Origin of the sequence: Rhizobium sp. CB3171 (genome assembly GCF_029714265.1) — a bacterium.
In the GTDB taxonomy this organism is placed as follows: domain Bacteria; phylum Pseudomonadota; class Alphaproteobacteria; order Rhizobiales; family Rhizobiaceae; genus Rhizobium.
Window position 1 is genome coordinate 757299 of sequence record NZ_CP121652.1, and the last position, 15790, is coordinate 773088.

Here is a 15790-nt window from a genome sequence, read left to right on the forward strand (position 1 = left end):
TCAACTGCGATTGCCGCGTTATCGATAGGTCACTGAAACGCCGTTTCGAAGAAACTGCGCAGCTTGCGTGAATGCAGCGCTTCCGGTGGCATCGCCGCCAGCTTCTGGATGGCGCGGATGCCGATCTGCAGATGCTGGTTCACCTGCGTGCGGTAGAAGGCGGTCGCCATGCCTGGCAGTTTCAGCTCACCGTGCAGCGGCTTGTCGGAGACGCAGAGCAGCGTGCCGTAGGGAACGCGGAAACGGAAACCGTTGGCGGCGATCGTTGCCGATTCCATGTCCAGCGCCACGGCGCGGGCCTGCGACAGGCGTTTCACCGGCCCTGCCTGATCGCGCAGTTCCCAGTTGCGATTGTCGATCGTGCCGACCGTGCCCGTGCGCATGATGCGCTTCAGCTCGAAGCCTTCGTAGCCCGTGATTTCGGCCACGGCTGCTTCCAGCGCCACCTGCACTTCGGCAAGCGCCGGGATCGGCACCCACACCGGCAGGTCGTCGTCGAGAACGTGATCCTCGCGCATATAGGCATGCGCCAACACATAGTCGCCGAGCCGCTGGCTGTTGCGCAGGCCGGCGCAGTGGCCGAGCATCAGCCAGGCATGCGGACGAAGCACCGCGACATGGTCGGTGATCGTTTTGGCGTTGGACGGGCCGACGCCGATATTGATCATGGTGATGCCGGCATGGCCCTTCTTTTTCAGATGGTAGGCCGGCATCTGCGGCAACCGTGGCGCGGTCGTGGTGCCCTCCGGTTGGCTGGCGCCAGCCAGCGTGATGATATTGCCCGGCTCGACGAAGGCGGTGTAGCCGTCGCCGCCGCCCTTGGCCATCAGATCGCGCGCCCAGTGGCAGAATTCGTCGATATAGAACTGATAGTTCGTAAAGAGCACGAAGTTCTGGAAATGGGTCGCGCTGGTCGCGGTGTAGTGGGCGAGGCGGGCGAGCGAATAGTCGATGCGTTGCGCGGTAAACGGCGCAAGGGGTGAGGGTTCGCCGGGTGGCGGAATATATTCGCCATTGGCGATCTCGTCGTCGGTGGTGTTCAGGTCCGGCGTATCGAAGATATCGCGCAGCGGAATATCGTCGAAAGCGGCGGCCGAAGCTTCGACGTGCGCGCCTTCGCCGAAGGCGAAATGCAGCGGGATCGGCGTCGTCGATTCCGACACCACGACCGGCACATTATGGCTGCGCATCAACAGGGCTAGTTGTTCTTTCAGATAATGGCGGAATAGCTGCGGACGGGTGATGGTGGTCGTGTAGACGCCGGGTGCGGTGACGTGGCCATAGGAAAGACGCGAGTCGACATGGCCGAAGCTTGTCGTCTCGATGCTGACCTGTGGATAGAAGGCGCGGTAGCGCGCCGTGATCGGCGCACCCTTGGCCAGCTTCGTGAAGCTGTCGATCAGAAACGCGGTGTTGCGCTCGTAAAGCTCAGTCAGAGCATCGACGGCCTTGGCTGGATCGTCGAAGCTCTGCGGCTGAAACGGGCTGGGTGAAGAAATATCGAGGGGTGAAAAAGGAGAGATTCGGTTGCTCATGCGCTATTATAGAGAGTCGTTTTTAACAAGCAAACGACGTTGCAACGCGCGATCTCCGATTTTCGCAGCTATTTTTAATGCCGCTTCGGCGTCCGATTCTCGAAGTCAGTGGCTTGCTCTATTGTACCGTCGTGCAATAGGGGCTGCCTGTCTGCAGGCAAGTGAAGCTTGCGCCGAAATGCGATTGCGCACCGCTGCGGCCGGTATGCTCCACCGCCACCGAAAATGTAATCGCAAAGATGGCGGCAAACAGCATGATGATGCCGAAACGCCGCGCCATGATGATCGTGTTCATTGTCCTGGCCTACCCGTGCCCTATCCTGGACACTGTTTTGCCATGGTCAGGCTGAACAGGTGCTGAGACACTGGTTCATCCAGTGTTCAGAAATATTAGCAGGTGCATAACCTTGAACTAAAGGTCTTTCCTGAGCGAAGCACGTATTGATCGGCCCCGCCTTCGCTCGGGCGAAGTATTCTCTAAAGCCTCGTCCAGGTTTGCGACTTGCAGAAGATCTTGAGCACGCAGCCCTGCATCTTCACGGTTTTACCGCTGACAGTGCCGGAGCCGCTATAGGTCTTGTTGTCCTCGGGATCTGTAAGTTCGCCCGTGTAGGTTCCGTCCTTGCCCTGCATCTTGCCGATCTGGCGGCCGGCATATTTGCCGGTCTTCAGCGTTACGCAGTAGCTCTCGGCGCAAGGCGTGATGGCGGCGGTATCACCCTCCTTGGTCTTCCAATTGCCGACGATCGGCTCGTCGGCCAAGGCTACGCCTGCGCTAAGGAACAGCGCGGCGGTGAGAATGGTGGCACGGATCATAATCTTTCCTCCCCGAATGTCCTTCGGCCCCAGCCCGGACGTGGTGACGTTATCCAATACGAACGCAAAGGCAAATACACTTTCCGGCGCGATTTTCGCCGCAGATCAGCCGCCCTGTCACATCGAAAAAATAACGCACCTTGTTTCAGCGGCTGTTTTCGTGGTGAACGAAGGGTTTAGATCCAAATCTTAACGAGGTGTAAAGCTCGCCCAACAATCCTTAATTTGCAAGGGAAGCGATGTTTAACAAAATCCCAAGTTTACCAAGCATTTGTACTTTGTTTGCATCGAATTAAGCATGCATTTTAGCCGTTTTTTGAAAGCCGTCTGCGATAGTGAAGTCATCAAACGAGCGGGGCAAACCCGCCGACCGGAAGGATCATCAAGCCGCGATAGACGGCAAGGTCTGGAAGGAAAAACAGGGTCGATAACGAATAAACTGAAACAGGGATTGAACCGATGGCACGCTTCGAAATACCGACATCCGAAATGGCCATGATGGGTGGCAACAGCGCTGAGGCCCTTTGCGAGCTGGGCATAATCTATGCGACCGGCAGGGGCTGCCAGGCAGACCTCGTTGCCGCCCATAAATGGTTGAACATCGCCGCCATCAAGGGCAGCGACCGCGCCGCCGAGCTCCGCGCCGACGTCGCAGCAACGTTGACCAAGATGCAGCTCGCCGCAGCGCTCCGCGCCGCCCGCGAGTGGATGACAACGCACTGAAGCGCGCCACAAAGAATACGACAATAGCCTCGAAAGAGGGGACCGGCAGCGGGCGGAGAGGCGCGCTGCCACAATCAGGAAAACCGCGACCGGCAGGAAACAAGGCCGGCGCGGTTTTTTGATATTTTCGGTGTCAGCCGATCGCCTTCAACACCTTCGGCAGTGCTTCGGCCAGAAGGTCGAGATCGTGCTTCGGGCCGACGCTGATGCGAATGCAGCGATTGAGGGGCGCCACGCCGGGCATGCGGATGAAGACGCCATGTTGGATCAGCCCATCGACGATGGCGCGCGCATAGGCACCATCGCGGCCGCAATCGACAGCAACGAAATTGGTGGCGGAGGCAAGCGGCGAAAGCCCGTTGTTGCGGGCGATCACGCCGATATGTTCCCGCGCGGCGTGGATTTTGCCGACGACTTCGGCGAGATAGGCCTGATCCTTCAGCGCCGCGAGCGCGGCTGCGGTCGCCAGCCGGTTCATGCCGAAGTGATTGCGGATCTTGTCGAAAGCCAACACTGTCTCCGGCACGCCAATGGCATAGCCGACACGCGCGCCCGCAAGGCCATAAGCCTTGGAGAAGGTGCGGGTGCGCAGCACATTCGGCAGATCGATCAGCGCGGAAATATCGGGCAAGGAGCCGGCGGGGCCGGTTTCGCTATAGGCCTCGTCGAGGATGAACAGGCAGCTTTCCGGCAAGGCGCGGGCAAAGTCGACGATCTTGTCGGCGTCCCACCAGCTTCCCATCGGATTGTCGGGGTTGGCGAAATAGACGAGCGGCGCGTTTTCGCGCTTCACCGCCTCCAGCAGCCCATCGAGATCCTCGCGATCGTTGACATAGGGCACCGTTACCAGCCGGCCGCCGAAACCGGCGACATGGAAATTGAAGGTCGGATAGCCACCGAGCGACGTGACGACGGGTGCTCCCGGCTCGACCACCATGCGCACGATGAGACCGAGCAGGCTGTCGATGCCTTCGCCGATGGCGATGTTCGCGGACGTGATGCCGAGATGCGCGGCGAGCGCTGCCTTCAATGCGAAATTTTCCGGATCGTTGTATTTCCAGATATCGCCTGCCTGCTCGCGCATGGTCTCGATGACGGAAGGGGCAGGGCCGAAGCCGTTTTCATTGGCGCCGATACGCGCCTGGACGGTCAGGCCGCGCTGACGTTCCAATGCTTCCGGGCCAACGAAGGGCACGGTGGAGGGGAGGGCGCTGATCAGCGGGGTGAAGCGCGAAAAGGCGGACATTCTGGCTTATCTTCCCGAATTCTGTTGCAAGGCGCAGCACAATAGGCGCTTGGCGAGCCGTTGCAAGGGCGGAAAAGCCTGGTGCCGACGGCTATTGCCGCTGGCGTTGGCCTCGGGCAGCGAGTGCCTCCGTGTTGCCGATCATGAAATCGGCGCGCACGACGCGTCTCAATGTTTCCGGTTCGATCAGGTTGATGAAGCGAACGTTGACCCGATTGTCTATCCGGCTGATTTCGGCGCAACCGATGCGATAGGCAAGGCCAAGGATGTTCAGATAATAATGTCTTGGCAGGCCTACGGTCGTGCCGACGATGAAACTGGCGCCGCCCTGCGAGATGTCGATGATCTCGGCGCTGCGCACCGAAATGCCTGTCAGGCATGGGCGCACGGCAATGATACGCGCCGGGCGTTGAACGAAGAACCGTTCCCACCTGTGCTCGTAGACTTCGGATTTGACTTTCGCCAGATGCGTTGCGCGAAGCATTGTCATTCCCCGTTGGAGGCCACCGAATTCATCTCGGTTTATAGCATGAACCTTGCACGGAGATTTTGCGTAAGCGTCAACAGGGCCAATCGAATTTTAACGAATCGGCGGTTTTTCAGCCGGTTGGGCGATATCGCATCCTCCACAGGCAGTTTTTGAACCCTTCGCGTTACGAGACGTTCTTTTTTTATCGACGGTTTTTTGGCCGTATCACAAAGCGCAAGGACAGGAACGATGGTCGATATCAAAATTTCCCGAGGAACGTGGGTTGTCGTTTGCGACGGTGCCAAGGCGCTGATCCTGAAGAGTTCGAATGGCGGCCCCCATCCAGATTTGAAAACCTGCGAAACCATGGAGCAGCCGCATGAACCGGATCGGGAACTCGGCGCGGACAAACCAGGACGCACGCACCAGGCCGACGGGTTTGCAGGCAGCGCCGTGGAAGAAACGGAATGGCACGAGCAGGCGGCGGCGGAATTTTTGAAAAATGTCGCGGCAAAGGTCGATGCGCTCGTGCAGCAGAAAGGTATCAACCGCCTCATCCTCGTGGCGCCCCCGCGCGCACTCGGCGTCCTGAGGCCCCATCTCGGGGCGCATTCGCAGGCGGTTATCGTGGCAGAAGTCGGCAAGGACCTGACGAATTTTCCCGTCGATCAGATCGAGCGTCATCTTGTCGCCTGAGAAGTTGGAAAGGGGCGAAATATCGCCCTGTTTCGGTGAATGCGCCTGCATAGCCTCATCTTGACAGCGGCATTAGCTTCGATCATACGGAAAATCCGGTTCGAGGCACCGGCCGCCCGCGGATGAAAATCCATGGTGAAGCCTCGCGAATTTGGTCACAGCCATCTGGCGCATGCTGACTGGCGGTAATGCGAGCTCCGATCTGCAGTCGTAAATGCATGCCTTTTAAGAGGCTGACTCCGTGACGACGATCTATCCGTCCATCGATGAATTGAAAGCGCAGGCCAAACGTTTACGCCAAGCCATGGCCGAGCGCGGTGGCGACGTGGCCCATAGCGCGGCCCTTGAATTGGTCGCCAAGCAATACGGGCTGCGTGACTGGAACACGCTTTCGGCGCTTGCCGCAAAACCGAATACGCCGCCGAGCGCACCGGTTGCCGTCGGGACCGCAGTTCGCGGCCGCTACCTGAACCAGCCCTTCACCGGCAAGGTCCTGACGCTCTCGGAGCAGTCCGGCGGGCTTTACAGGATCACCATCCATTTCGACGCTCCGGTGGATGTCGTGACCTTCGAGAGCTTCTCGGCCTTCCGCCAGCGCATCAACGCCCAGATCGACGTCAACGGCATTTCGCCGCGCAAGACCTCCGACGGCGTGCCGCATCTGGTTTTGGACATCTAGCATTCACCCCTTCATCATTCGATCGCGGCCGGCATTTGTCGACGCGCGATGCTGCCTGGATTTTTTCCATGACGAATCATTCCGAACGCAACATGTTCCTGAGCGGCTGGCTGCCGGGCGTCTTTGCCCGCACGGCTGCGCCGATCATCATGATCACGACCGTCAACGGCCTGTTTGCCGTCGTCGATGCTTATTTCCTCGGTGCCTATGTGGGTGCCGATGCCCTTTCGGCGGTCAGCCTCATTTTTCCGGCACTGATGCTGCTGATCGCGCTACAATCGCTGGTCTCCAACGGCATGGCGAGCATCCTGGCGCGCCGCCTGGGGGCAGGAGATCGCCCTGGGGCGAGGCAGGCTTTCAGCGCCGCCCATGGCCTGGCCTTGGCTGTGGTGATCCTTGTCAATGCGCTCTATTGGACGATCGGGCGGCAGATCATCGTGACGGCTGCGGCTGATAATGCCGCTATCGCCGCCAATGCCGGCGCGTTCATGGGCATCATGATCGGCTTTGCTCCGGTGAGCTTCCTGTTGTCGGTGCATGTCGACGCTCTGCGTTGCGAAGGCAAGATTGGCTTCATGACGCTGGTGACGCTTGCCTCCACCCTGCTCAATATCCTCGCCAACTGGCTGCTGATGGCGATACTGCATTGGGGCGTCATCGGCTCAGCCGCAGGGTCGATCGCGGCGCAATTCATATGCCTGGCGATCATCCTGCTCTACCGCTGGCGGCAGCCAGGCGCACTGAGGCCCTCGATATCGTTTCCGGTTGCCGAATGGCGCGGGATCATAGCCTTCGGCGCGCCGATGAGCCTCGGTTTCATCGGCATATCCCTGAGTTCCGCAGCAATCCTCTTCAATCTGGCGATCTGGCACCAGGGGGATTATGTCGCGACGGTCGGGGCATACGGAATCATCACCCGCGTGATGACCTTCGCCTATCTGCCGCTCCTCGGCCTCAGCATCGCCCTGCAGACGATATCCGGTCACAACCACGGCGCCGCGCTTCCCGCCCGCGTCGGCCGGAGCCTGCAGATCGCGATGGTGTCGGCGCTGATTTATTGCAGCGCGGTGGAATTGGCCGTCGAAATGCTGGCGGGCAGGCTTGGTGGCGTCTTTGTCGGCGATGCCGTCATCGTTGCGGAGGTGGGACGGATTTTGCCCTGGACGGTCGGCGCCTATTTCCTCTTCGGGCAGATGATCGTGCTGTCGTCCTATTTCCAGTCGATCGGCGATGCGAAGCGAGCGGCGATCTTCGGCCTGGCGCGACCCTATCTCTTTACGCTGCCCCTGACATTCCTGCTGCCTTTCGCCTTCGGCGAAACCGGAATCTGGATGGTGCCGGTCTTCGCCGAAACGGGAATGCTTCTGCTTACGTGGTTGGTACTGTCGCGCAACGCCAGGGACCGCGGCTGGCGATACGGTCTGCTACCGGTATGAGCAAAAGGCCGCGTCCTTGAGGCGCGGCCTTTAGCGGCATTCAGGCCTTGAGGAGCCACTCATGTTCCGGCGCGTTGTGGAACTTCCAGACGCGTTTCGGGCCGGCCATGACGTTGAGATAATAAAGGTCGTAGCCATGGCAGGCCGCGCATGGGTGATATCCCTTGGGCACAAGCGTCACATCGCCGTCCTCCAGCGCCATGACCTCGTCCAGTGAACGATCGTCGGTATAAACCCGCTGGAAGCCGAACCCCTGAGGCGGGTTCAGGCGGTGATAATAGGTCTCCTCGAGGAAGCTTTCGTTCGGCAGACTGTCCTGATCATGTTTGTGCGGCGGATAGGAGGAGGTGTGACCGCCCGGCGTGATGACTTCGACCACGAGCAGCGAATGCGCCGCGCCGTCATCCTCCGGCATGATGTTGTTGACATAGCGGACATTGGTGCCCTTGCCGCGCGTTACCGCCGGATGCGTGCCGGGCGGAATGGCGCGGGCTTCATACGAGCCGCCGCCAGGAGCGGAGCAGACGGCCAGTTCGAGGTCGGTCTCGGCGACGACGGACCAGTTGGAGCCGGCCGGAATATAAAGCGCATGCGGCGCGCCTTCGAAGGGGCTCATGCGTCCGCCAAGCGAGCCGAAATCCTTCGCGCCAGCCTTGGCGCTCGCCTTGCCGCTGACCCAGACCAGGCAGACCTCGCGATTGCCCGTCTCGGCGGAGGCGGTCTCGCCGGGTTTCAGCCGGTAAAGGTCGAAGCCGACATACGTCCAGCCGGCGCTTTCGGGCGTGACATGGCTGACACGACCATGGGAGCCATCAGGTTTGACCTTGAGATTTGGCATGGGTGTTCGTCCTCTATTGCTTGGGAGCCTCCTCGCCAACCCCTGGATAGCGGGCGAGGAGGGGCGCTCGTCTTTACCCCTTGGGAAAGCCTTCGGTTTCCACCGTATAGCCCGCCGCTGTCATGACGCGCATCAGCTCGGCATGACCGATCTCGGCCATCTTCTGCGGCGGCGCCTTGCGCGGGTCCTGTTCGGCCTCGACCACGAACCAGCCTTCATAGCCGTAATCGGCCAGACGCTGGACGATGGCGCCGAAATCAAGCGAGCCGTCGCCCGGCACCGTGAACGCACCGAGCGCCACTGCGTCGAGGAAGGATTGGCGGCTGCGATCCAGACCATCCACAACGGGCTTGCGGATATCCTTGACGTGAACGTGGTTGATGCGGGCGTGGTGGTTGTCGATGGCACGCAGAACGTCGCCGCCGGCAAAGGCTAGGTGACCGGCATCGAGCAGAAGCGGAATGCCTGCGCCGGAATTGCGCATGAAGGCGTCGAGTTCCGGTTCGGTTTCGACGACTGCGGCCATGTGATGATGGTAGGAGAGCGGCATGCCCTGCTCGGCGCACCATTCGCCGAATTCGGTGACGCGGCGGGCATAGGCCTTCATCTCGTCATCGGAAAGGCGCGGCTTGGTGGCGAGCGGCTTGGAGCGGTCGCCCTGTATGGAACGGCCGACTTCGCCATAGACGATGCAGGGCGCATTGACGGCCTTGAACAGCGCGATCATCGGCGCGATGCGGTCCTTGTTGGCGGCCAGCTCCTCATTGACAAGCGTGCCGGAGAACCAGCCGCCGCAGAGCGTCACGTCGGCGGCGCGCAGGATGGGCAGCATTTCATCCGGATTGCTGGGGAAACGCCGGCCCTGTTCCATGCCGGTGAAGCCCGCACTGCGCGATTGCCGCAGGCATTCCTCAAGGGATACGTCGTCGCTGAGCTCAGGAAGATCGTCGTTCCACCAGGCGATGGGCGACATGCCGAGTTTGGCCTTCATCAATGGTCTCCTTGAAAATAATGCCGGAGGAGCTGAAACGCTCCTCCAGAAATAGGACGTAAAGCGATCAGCCGATACGCTGGGAGGCGCGAGCTTGCTCGTAGGCGGCGCGGGCCTTGTTGACCTCGGCGCGCGGGCTGACCTCGGGAACGGCGACATCCCACCAGTGGCCGCCTTCGTCTGTGGTGATCAGCGGGTCGGTGTCGATGACGATGACCGAGGTGCGGTCGTTCTTTTTCGTTGCTTCGAGCGCCTGTTCCAGCTCGGCGATGGAAGCGACCTTGACCGCAACGGCCCCCATGCTCTCGGCATGCGCCCGGAAATCGATCTCCGGCATGATCTCGTGGCGCGAGTCCTTGAGCAGATTGTTGAAGTTGGCGCCACCGGTTGCCATTTGCAGCCGGTTGATGCAGCCGTAGCCCCTGTTGTCGAGAAGGACGATCGTGAGTTTCAGGCCGAGCATGACCGAGGTCGCCAGCTCCGAATTCAGCATCATGTAGGAGCCGTCGCCGACCATGACGATGACTTCCTTGTCCGGCCGCGCCATCTTCGCGCCAAGGCCGCCGGCGATCTCATAGCCCATGCAGGAGAAGCCGTATTCCATATGGTAGCTGCCGGGCGCGGTCGCCGGCCAGAGCTTGTGCAATTCGCCGGGCAGGCCGCCGGCCGCGCACAGGAGGATGCTTTTCTCGTCGCCGATCGTGCGAGTGACGGCGCCGATCACCTGGGCGTCGGAGGGCAGGGCGCTATTCGTCGTCGCCATGGCCTTGGCGGCAGCCTCGATCCAGATCTTCTTTTCCTGTGTAGCCTTCTCGACAAGCACTGCCGGAGCTTTCCAGCCGGAAAGGCCGGCGGACAGGGCCTTTAGTCCTTCGCGCGCATCCGTCACCAAGGGGTGGCCATTGTGCTTGAACGCATCATAGGCCGCGATGTTGAGGCCGATCATCGTCAGTTTTTCGTTCTTGAAGAGCGCCCAGGAACCGGTGGTGAAATCCTGGCAGCGGGTGCCCACCGCGATCACCAGATCGGTTTCCTCGGCAATCGCGTTGGCGGCCGATGTGCCGGTAACGCCGACCGAGCCAAGCGCCAACGGATGCGTCTCGTCGATCGCCGATTTACCCGCCTGCGTCACGACGACCGGAATGCCGTGCGCTTCCGCGAAAGCGGCAAGCTCCTTCGTTGCCTGTGAATAGAGCACGCCGCCGCCGGCGACGATCACGGGCTTTTCGGATGTGCGGATCAGCGCGATGGCGTTTGCCAGTTCGTCCGCATCCGGCTGTGGGCGGCGCTGCGTCCAGACATGTTCCTCGAAGAAGCTCTCCGGATAGTCGAAGGCTTCAGCCTGCACGTCCTGGCAAAGCGACAATGTCACCGGACCGCAATCGAGCGGGTCGGTCAGCACCTGCATGGCGCGCTTCAGCGCCGTGATGATCTGCTCGGGCCGGGTGATGCGGTCGAAATAGCGCGAAACCGGACGGAAGGCATCGTTGGCTGACACCGTGCCATCGCCAAAATCCTCGATCTGCTGCAGCACCGGATCGGGGGCGCGGTTGGCGAAGACATCGCCGGGGAGGAACAGCACGGGGATGCGGTTGACATGCGCGACGCCGGCGGCAGTCACCATGTTCAGCGCACCGGGACCGATCGATGTCGTGCAGGCCATGAAGCGCTGACGGAAACCGGCCTTCGCATAGGCGATGGCGGCATGCGCCATGCCCTGTTCGTTATGGGCACGGAAAGTCGGCAACTCGTCGCGCACCTGGTAGAGCGCTTCCCCCATGCCGGCAACGTTGCCATGGCCGAAGATCGCCCAGACGCCGCCGAAGATCGGCTGCTTCTGGCCGTCGACTACCGTCATCTGCTTTTTGAGGAAATGCGCGACAGCCTGTGCCATCGTCAATCGGATCGTCTTGCCCATGGGGCGCCTCCCAAATGCATTTTAGTCCATTGTTTGCGCATCGCTTTCCCCGAAACTTTTCGGAGCAATGCGCCTTCTATTCCAGGCCGCGGGTTTTCAGCCACGCCTGGGTCAATTGTCGGAAGCGGCCAGCCATGTCGGCGATCGCTTCCTCGTCGTTCATGCCGCCCGACATCCAGGCGCGTGCCGCATCGGAAAAGATCGTCCGTCCGACGGCAAAACCCTTGACTGAGGGCGCGGCCAGCGTCGCCTCGAAGCTGCGGATCAATTCCTCCGCCGGCGCTTCCAGGCCAAGCAGCACGATACCCCTGCACAATGGATCATTTTTGGCGATCACGGCATCGATTTTTTTCCAGGCCGCGGTCGATTCCTGCGGTTCCAGCTTCCACCAGTCCGGCTTGATGCCGAGCGCATAGAGCTCTTCCATTGCCGTTGGGATCGTATCGTCAGTCAGCGGCCCGTTCTTGCCGGCGATGATCTCGACCAACAGCTCGCGGCCGACCTTACGCGCCGCTTCGAACAGGGTGCGTAGTTTCTCCTGCTGCTCCGCCTTCAACTCCGCGGGATCGTCGGGATGATAGAAGCAGAGGCATTTGATGCAATGATTGAGGGGCCATTCGGTGAGCTGCGAACCGATATCCTGGCTGAACTCGAATTTCAGCGGCTTCGAGCCCGGCAATTCAACGGGACGGCCGATCCAGGAGAAATTCTTCGTGGCTGCGTCGAAGAAGGCGTCGCGGCCGAAGCGCTCGTCGATGAGCATGCCATAGCCGGACCGACCGCCCGAAACACGCGCAGCCGCCTCGACCGCAAGCCGTTTGAAGGCAATGATCCTGTCATGGCCGATGCCCAGCTCGTCGGCGACGCTGACGAGTTGCGAGCGATGATCGATGGCAAGCGCCATCAGCAGCGGGATCTCACCGCGTCGGGTCGTCGCCCAATGAATATGGTTGATCGCCTCGTCCTTGCGCAGTGCCCGGTGTTTGCTGCCCGTCTTCAGGAAGAAATCGAGCTCGGCCCAGGTCGGATATTCCGGCGAGCAGAGCAGGCGGGAGACCGCAAAGGCACCACAGGCATTGGCCCAGGTGGCGCAGGTCTTCAGCGGTTCGTCGCGCAGGAAGCCGCGCAAGAAGCCGGACATGAAGGCATCGCCGGCGCCGAGAACGTTGAACACCTCGATCGGAAAGCCCTGGCCGACAATGCCGTCTTCGAGGTCATCCGAGATAGGGCCATCATAAACGATGCAGCCCATGGCGCCGCGCTTCAGCACGATGGTTGCCGAGGAAAGGCGGCGGATTTCCTTGAGAGCGCCGAGCACATCATCTGCGCCCGAGGCAATCATGATCTCCTCTTCGGTCCCGATGATCAGGTCGCAATCCGGCAGCGTCTCTTTCATCTTCGAGGACACGCGATCCGACTTTACATAACGTTCGAAGCCCTCGGCGTGGCCGGCGAGGCCCCAGAGATTCGGCCGGTAGTCGATGTCGAAGATCACCTTGCGGCCGTTCGCCTTGGCGATGCGAATCGCCTTGCGTTGCGCGGCTTCCGTGTTCGGCTTGGAAAAATGCGTGCCAGAGACGAGGACGGCGCGGGATGATCGAATGAAATTCTCATCGATATTACCCTCGTCGAGCGCCATGTCGGCGCAGTCGGAACGATAAAAGATCATCGGCGAGACGCCCTCGGCCTCGACAGCAAGCAACACCAGTGCCGTCAGCCGCTCCTTGTCGGTGGCAATCCCTTCCGTCGCGACGCCTTCGCGTGCCGTCTGTTCACGGATAAAGCGGCCCATCTGCTCGTCACCAACGCGGGTGATCAAGCCGGATTTCAAGCCAAGGCGAGCCGTGCCGATCGCGATATTGGCCGGGCAGCCGCCGACGGATTTCGCAAAAGATGCAATATCCTCCAGCCGCGAGCCGATCTGCTGTCCATAAAGATCGACGGAGGAGCGTCCGATGGTGATCACGTCGAGTGTCGGCTCCGGCTGGGCGCCAGGATTGTCGTGTGCCATAATGTCCTCCCGTCCAGGCATGATCCCGATAACTCTTCAGTTTTCTATGGGGTCACGCATTATTGAATGTGCCGGTCCGTCCGTCTTCGTTTTCGTCCGGGCTCTGGTCTATTTTGCGGCCATCTCCCGCAGCCGCGTTCATGGATGTAATGAAACATTGGTTCCGTAATTTTGTCAATTCGGAATGTTTATTCCATTTTGGTTTTGTGGAATTTTGCAACCGCTTCTTTCCTCCGCCGTTCGGCGATGGCGACAGGGAAGGCCATGATCAGCGCCATGGATGCCGACAGCGAGCGGAAGCCGGCAAAATCGGCCTCCGCCACCTCGAACCAGTGGGTGGCGCAGCCGGTAAGCGGTGAAAAGGCCGAATCGGTGATGGCGATGACCGGGACATTGCGTGCGGCGAGGTCCTGCGCTTGGGCGAGGCTGTCGGCAGCGTAGGGAGAGAAGCTTGCGGCAATCGCCGCGTCCCTTTCCGTGGCAAAGCGGGCAAGCTCGCCGTCGATGCCGTTCGGCGAAGCGACGATCTGATGGCGGATGTTCAGTTTGGAAAAGGCGTAGGTCATATGCGCCGTCAGCGGATAGGAACGGCGCTTGGCGATAAGATAGATCGTCTCGGCAGCGGCGAGCACATCCACCGCCTTGGCAAACGTATCCGTCTCGATCGTGGCGGCGAGCTTGTTGACCGACTGGCTGGCGGCAGAGAGAAAGCCTGAGAGAATCCCGGCCTCTTCGTCCTCGATGCCGGATTGCTCGAGCGTGATCAGCCGCTCTTCGTAGCTCAGCGTCCGGTCGCGCAGCCGCTCGCGGAAAATGCTCTGCAGGTCGGAGAAGCCGCCGTAACCGAGATGATGGGCAAGACGCACCAGCGTCGAAGGCTGGACATCCGCGGCGGTGGCAATGCTTGCGGTGGTACCGAAGGCGATTTCATCCGGATTGCCGAGTGCGAAAGCCGCGACTTGCGCCAGACGTTTCGGCATGGAATTCTTACGCTCGATGATGATGCTGCGAAGGCTTTCAAAATCCCGCGGCACCTTGGTTCGCGTTTCGATTTCGTTGTCCATGCCTCACCCTTCTCGACGTCATACCCGTCAATGAAACAAATATTCCATATTTTGCACGATAACGGATTTTGGATAACTCGGCACGATTATTTTTAAGTGTATGAATTTACTTCAATAAATTCCATTCCGCTGACGATGTGGCGCAATTGGCCGATGCGCCGGCTTGTCAAAACGGTCCAAATATTCCAAAAATCGCCGCGGGCTTCAGGAGGAAGCCGGTGGAGGAAATGGATATGAAGTCGCTTGGCGTCGGATTGATCGGAACCGGCTATATGGGCAAATGCCATGCGCTGGCGTGGAATGCGGTCAAGACAGTCTTCGGCGATGTTGAGCGACCGCGTCTCGTGCATCTTGCCGAAGCCAATCCCGACCTGGCAAAAATGCGTGGCGATGAATTCGGCTTCGAAAAGGCGACCGCCGATTGGCGTGAGCTGATCGCCGATCCCGAGGTCGATGTCGTCTCCGTCACCACGCCCAATCAATTCCATCCGGAAATGGCGATCGCGGCGCTGGAAGCCGGCAAGCATGTCTGGTGCGAAAAGCCGATGGCGCCGGCCTATACCGACGCCGAACGCATGCTGAGCGCCGCCAAGGCCTCGGGCAAGGTCGCCGTCCTCGGCTACAACTATATTCAGAATCCCGTGATGCGGCATATCAAGGCGCTGATCGGCGAAGGCGCGATCGGCGAGGTCAATCACGTCCGTGTCGAAATGGATGAAGACTTCATGGCCGATCCGGAGGGCCTCTTCTATTGGAAGAGCGAGCTTGCCGGCGGCTATGGCGCGCTTGACGATTTCGCAGTGCATCCGCTGTCGCTGCTCTGGTTTCTGTTCGGCCATGTCGAAGCTGTCATCACCGATATGGTGAAGCCCTATGCCGAACGGCCGTTGAAGGACGGCGGGCGCCGCGCCGTTGAGAATCACGATCTCGCCAATGTGCTGATGCGGCTCGGGGGCGGTATTTCTGCGGTGCTGATGGCGAATCGCTCCGCCTGGGGGCGCAAGGGCCGCATTGCGCTGCAGATCTACGGCTCGAAAGGCTCGATCGTCTACGACCAGGAGCGCATGAACGAATTCGAGCTTTATCAGGCGGACGGCAGGCAAACCGAACAGGGCTTCCGCAGAATTCTTGCGGCGCCGGCGCACCGACCCTATGACCGGTTCATCCCTGCGCCTGGCCACGGACTCGGTTTCAATGATCTGAAGATCATCGAATGCCGGGAGCTGATCCGCGCCATTTCCGGCGACGCGGCGTCCGTCGTAAGCTTCTTGGACGGTTTGCGCATCGAAAAGTCGGTGCACGCCATGGCCCGATCATTCCATGAGCGCCGCTGGGTCGAGATACTGGCCTGAAGTCCTGCCCCAATTT

The 15790-nt window shown here is 60.4% G+C and carries 15 protein-coding genes; 5 read left to right on the plus strand and 10 right to left on the minus strand.

Annotated elements, in window-relative coordinates; genetic code table 11:
- Positions 1-29: 29 nt before the first annotated feature.
- The 3 genes from QA648_RS03750 to QA648_RS03760 form a co-directional block, all read right to left on the minus strand.
- Complete coding sequence (locus QA648_RS03750) at positions 30-1535, minus strand: AMP nucleosidase (RefSeq protein WP_104822484.1); 1506 nt, start codon at positions 1533-1535, stop codon at positions 30-32.
- 118 nt (positions 1536-1653) lie between these two features.
- On the minus strand, positions 1654-1830 hold the full coding sequence (locus tag QA648_RS03755; RefSeq protein WP_181316024.1) for a hypothetical protein: 177 nt from the start codon (positions 1828-1830) through the stop codon (positions 1654-1656).
- A gap of 182 nt (positions 1831-2012) precedes the next feature.
- Positions 2013-2351, minus strand: a complete 339-nt coding sequence (locus QA648_RS03760; RefSeq protein ID WP_283049700.1) for a DUF2147 domain-containing protein — start codon at positions 2349-2351, stop codon at positions 2013-2015.
- Positions 2352-2810: 459 nt separating this feature from the next.
- Between QA648_RS03760 and QA648_RS03765 the strand changes: the two genes are divergently transcribed.
- Complete coding sequence (locus QA648_RS03765; RefSeq protein WP_104822486.1) at positions 2811-3074, plus strand: sel1 repeat family protein; 264 nt, start codon at positions 2811-2813, stop codon at positions 3072-3074.
- Between the two features lie 133 nt (positions 3075-3207).
- On the opposite strand, the gene QA648_RS03770 is transcribed toward QA648_RS03765, so the two are convergent.
- Both QA648_RS03770 and QA648_RS03775 read right to left on the minus strand, forming a co-directional pair.
- Positions 3208-4320: a pyridoxal phosphate-dependent aminotransferase gene (locus QA648_RS03770; RefSeq protein ID WP_283049702.1), complete on the minus strand. Its 1113-nt coding sequence runs from the start codon at positions 4318-4320 to the stop codon at positions 3208-3210.
- Between the two features lie 91 nt (positions 4321-4411).
- Positions 4412-4810, minus strand: coding sequence for a pilus assembly protein PilZ (locus tag QA648_RS03775; RefSeq protein WP_104822488.1), 399 nt, complete (start codon positions 4808-4810; stop codon positions 4412-4414).
- Positions 4811-5038: 228 nt separating this feature from the next.
- Here QA648_RS03775 and QA648_RS03780 point away from each other — a divergent pair, with 228 nt between their 5' ends.
- The 3 genes from QA648_RS03780 (at position 5039) to QA648_RS03790 (ending at position 7600) form a co-directional block, all read left to right on the plus strand.
- Complete coding sequence (locus QA648_RS03780; RefSeq protein ID WP_104822489.1) at positions 5039-5485, plus strand: host attachment family protein; 447 nt, start codon at positions 5039-5041, stop codon at positions 5483-5485.
- A gap of 241 nt (positions 5486-5726) precedes the next feature.
- Positions 5727-6164, plus strand: a complete 438-nt coding sequence (locus QA648_RS03785; RefSeq protein WP_104822490.1) for a glyoxalase superfamily protein — start codon at positions 5727-5729, stop codon at positions 6162-6164.
- A 68-nt stretch (positions 6165-6232) separates the two neighbouring features.
- On the plus strand, positions 6233-7600 hold the full coding sequence (locus QA648_RS03790) for an MATE family efflux transporter (RefSeq protein ID WP_283049704.1): 1368 nt from the start codon (positions 6233-6235) through the stop codon (positions 7598-7600).
- A 40-nt stretch (positions 7601-7640) separates the two neighbouring features.
- On the opposite strand, the gene iolB is transcribed toward QA648_RS03790, so the two are convergent.
- From iolB to QA648_RS03815, 5 genes are all read right to left on the minus strand, one after another.
- A complete protein-coding gene (iolB, locus tag QA648_RS03795) occupies positions 7641-8438 on the minus strand; it encodes a 5-deoxy-glucuronate isomerase (protein ID WP_283049705.1) in 798 nt (265 codons plus the stop codon).
- A 73-nt stretch (positions 8439-8511) separates the two neighbouring features.
- The gene (gene iolE / locus QA648_RS03800; protein WP_283049707.1) at positions 8512-9429 is read right to left on the minus strand and encodes a myo-inosose-2 dehydratase; all 918 of its coding nucleotides are present in this window, start codon (positions 9427-9429) and stop codon (positions 8512-8514) included.
- A gap of 67 nt (positions 9430-9496) precedes the next feature.
- Complete coding sequence (gene iolD, locus QA648_RS03805) at positions 9497-11347, minus strand: 3D-(3,5/4)-trihydroxycyclohexane-1,2-dione acylhydrolase (decyclizing) (protein WP_283049708.1); 1851 nt, start codon at positions 11345-11347, stop codon at positions 9497-9499.
- Between the two features lie 76 nt (positions 11348-11423).
- Positions 11424-13358 carry a 5-dehydro-2-deoxygluconokinase gene (gene iolC, locus QA648_RS03810; protein WP_283049710.1) on the minus strand — a complete coding sequence of 645 codons (1935 nt, stop codon included), beginning with the start codon at positions 13356-13358 and terminating at the stop codon, positions 11424-11426.
- 188 nt (positions 13359-13546) lie between these two features.
- Positions 13547-14422, minus strand: coding sequence for a MurR/RpiR family transcriptional regulator (locus QA648_RS03815; protein ID WP_104822496.1), 876 nt, complete (start codon positions 14420-14422; stop codon positions 13547-13549).
- Between the two features lie 233 nt (positions 14423-14655).
- On the opposite strand from QA648_RS03815, the gene QA648_RS03820 reads away from it, so the two are divergent.
- Positions 14656-15774 (plus strand): Gfo/Idh/MocA family oxidoreductase, encoded by a 1119-nt coding sequence (locus QA648_RS03820; protein WP_283049712.1) that lies wholly within the window; start codon positions 14656-14658, stop codon positions 15772-15774.
- The last annotated feature ends 16 nt before the right edge of the window (positions 15775-15790 follow it).

Excerpts from the sequence above, each read along its gene's own strand:
- QA648_RS03820 (WP_283049712.1), top strand. The coding sequence starts at position 14,656 with ATGAAGTCGCTTGGCGTCGGATTGATCGGAACCGGCTATATGGGCAAA.
- QA648_RS03775 (WP_104822488.1), bottom strand. The coding sequence starts at position 4,810 with ATGACAATGCTTCGCGCAACGCATCTGGCGAAAGTCAAATCCGAAGTC.
- QA648_RS03770 (WP_283049702.1), bottom strand. The coding sequence starts at position 4,320 with ATGTCCGCCTTTTCGCGCTTCACCCCGCTGATCAGCGCCCTCCCCTCC.
- iolE (WP_283049707.1), bottom strand. The coding sequence starts at position 9,429 with ATGAAGGCCAAACTCGGCATGTCGCCCATCGCCTGGTGGAACGACGAT.
- QA648_RS03760 (WP_283049700.1), bottom strand. The coding sequence starts at position 2,351 with ATGATCCGTGCCACCATTCTCACCGCCGCGCTGTTCCTTAGCGCAGGC.
- iolC (WP_283049710.1), bottom strand. The coding sequence starts at position 13,358 with ATGGCACACGACAATCCTGGCGCCCAGCCGGAGCCGACACTCGACGTG.
- QA648_RS03815 (WP_104822496.1), bottom strand. The coding sequence starts at position 14,422 with ATGGACAACGAAATCGAAACGCGAACCAAGGTGCCGCGGGATTTTGAA.
- QA648_RS03765 (WP_104822486.1), top strand. The coding sequence starts at position 2,811 with ATGGCACGCTTCGAAATACCGACATCCGAAATGGCCATGATGGGTGGC.
- iolB (WP_283049705.1), bottom strand. The coding sequence starts at position 8,438 with ATGCCAAATCTCAAGGTCAAACCTGATGGCTCCCATGGTCGTGTCAGC.
- QA648_RS03780 (WP_104822489.1), top strand. The coding sequence starts at position 5,039 with ATGGTCGATATCAAAATTTCCCGAGGAACGTGGGTTGTCGTTTGCGAC.
- QA648_RS03790 (WP_283049704.1), top strand. The coding sequence starts at position 6,233 with ATGACGAATCATTCCGAACGCAACATGTTCCTGAGCGGCTGGCTGCCG.
- QA648_RS03750 (WP_104822484.1), bottom strand. The coding sequence starts at position 1,535 with ATGAGCAACCGAATCTCTCCTTTTTCACCCCTCGATATTTCTTCACCC.
- QA648_RS03755 (WP_181316024.1), bottom strand. The coding sequence starts at position 1,830 with ATGAACACGATCATCATGGCGCGGCGTTTCGGCATCATCATGCTGTTT.
- iolD (WP_283049708.1), bottom strand. The coding sequence starts at position 11,347 with ATGGGCAAGACGATCCGATTGACGATGGCACAGGCTGTCGCGCATTTC.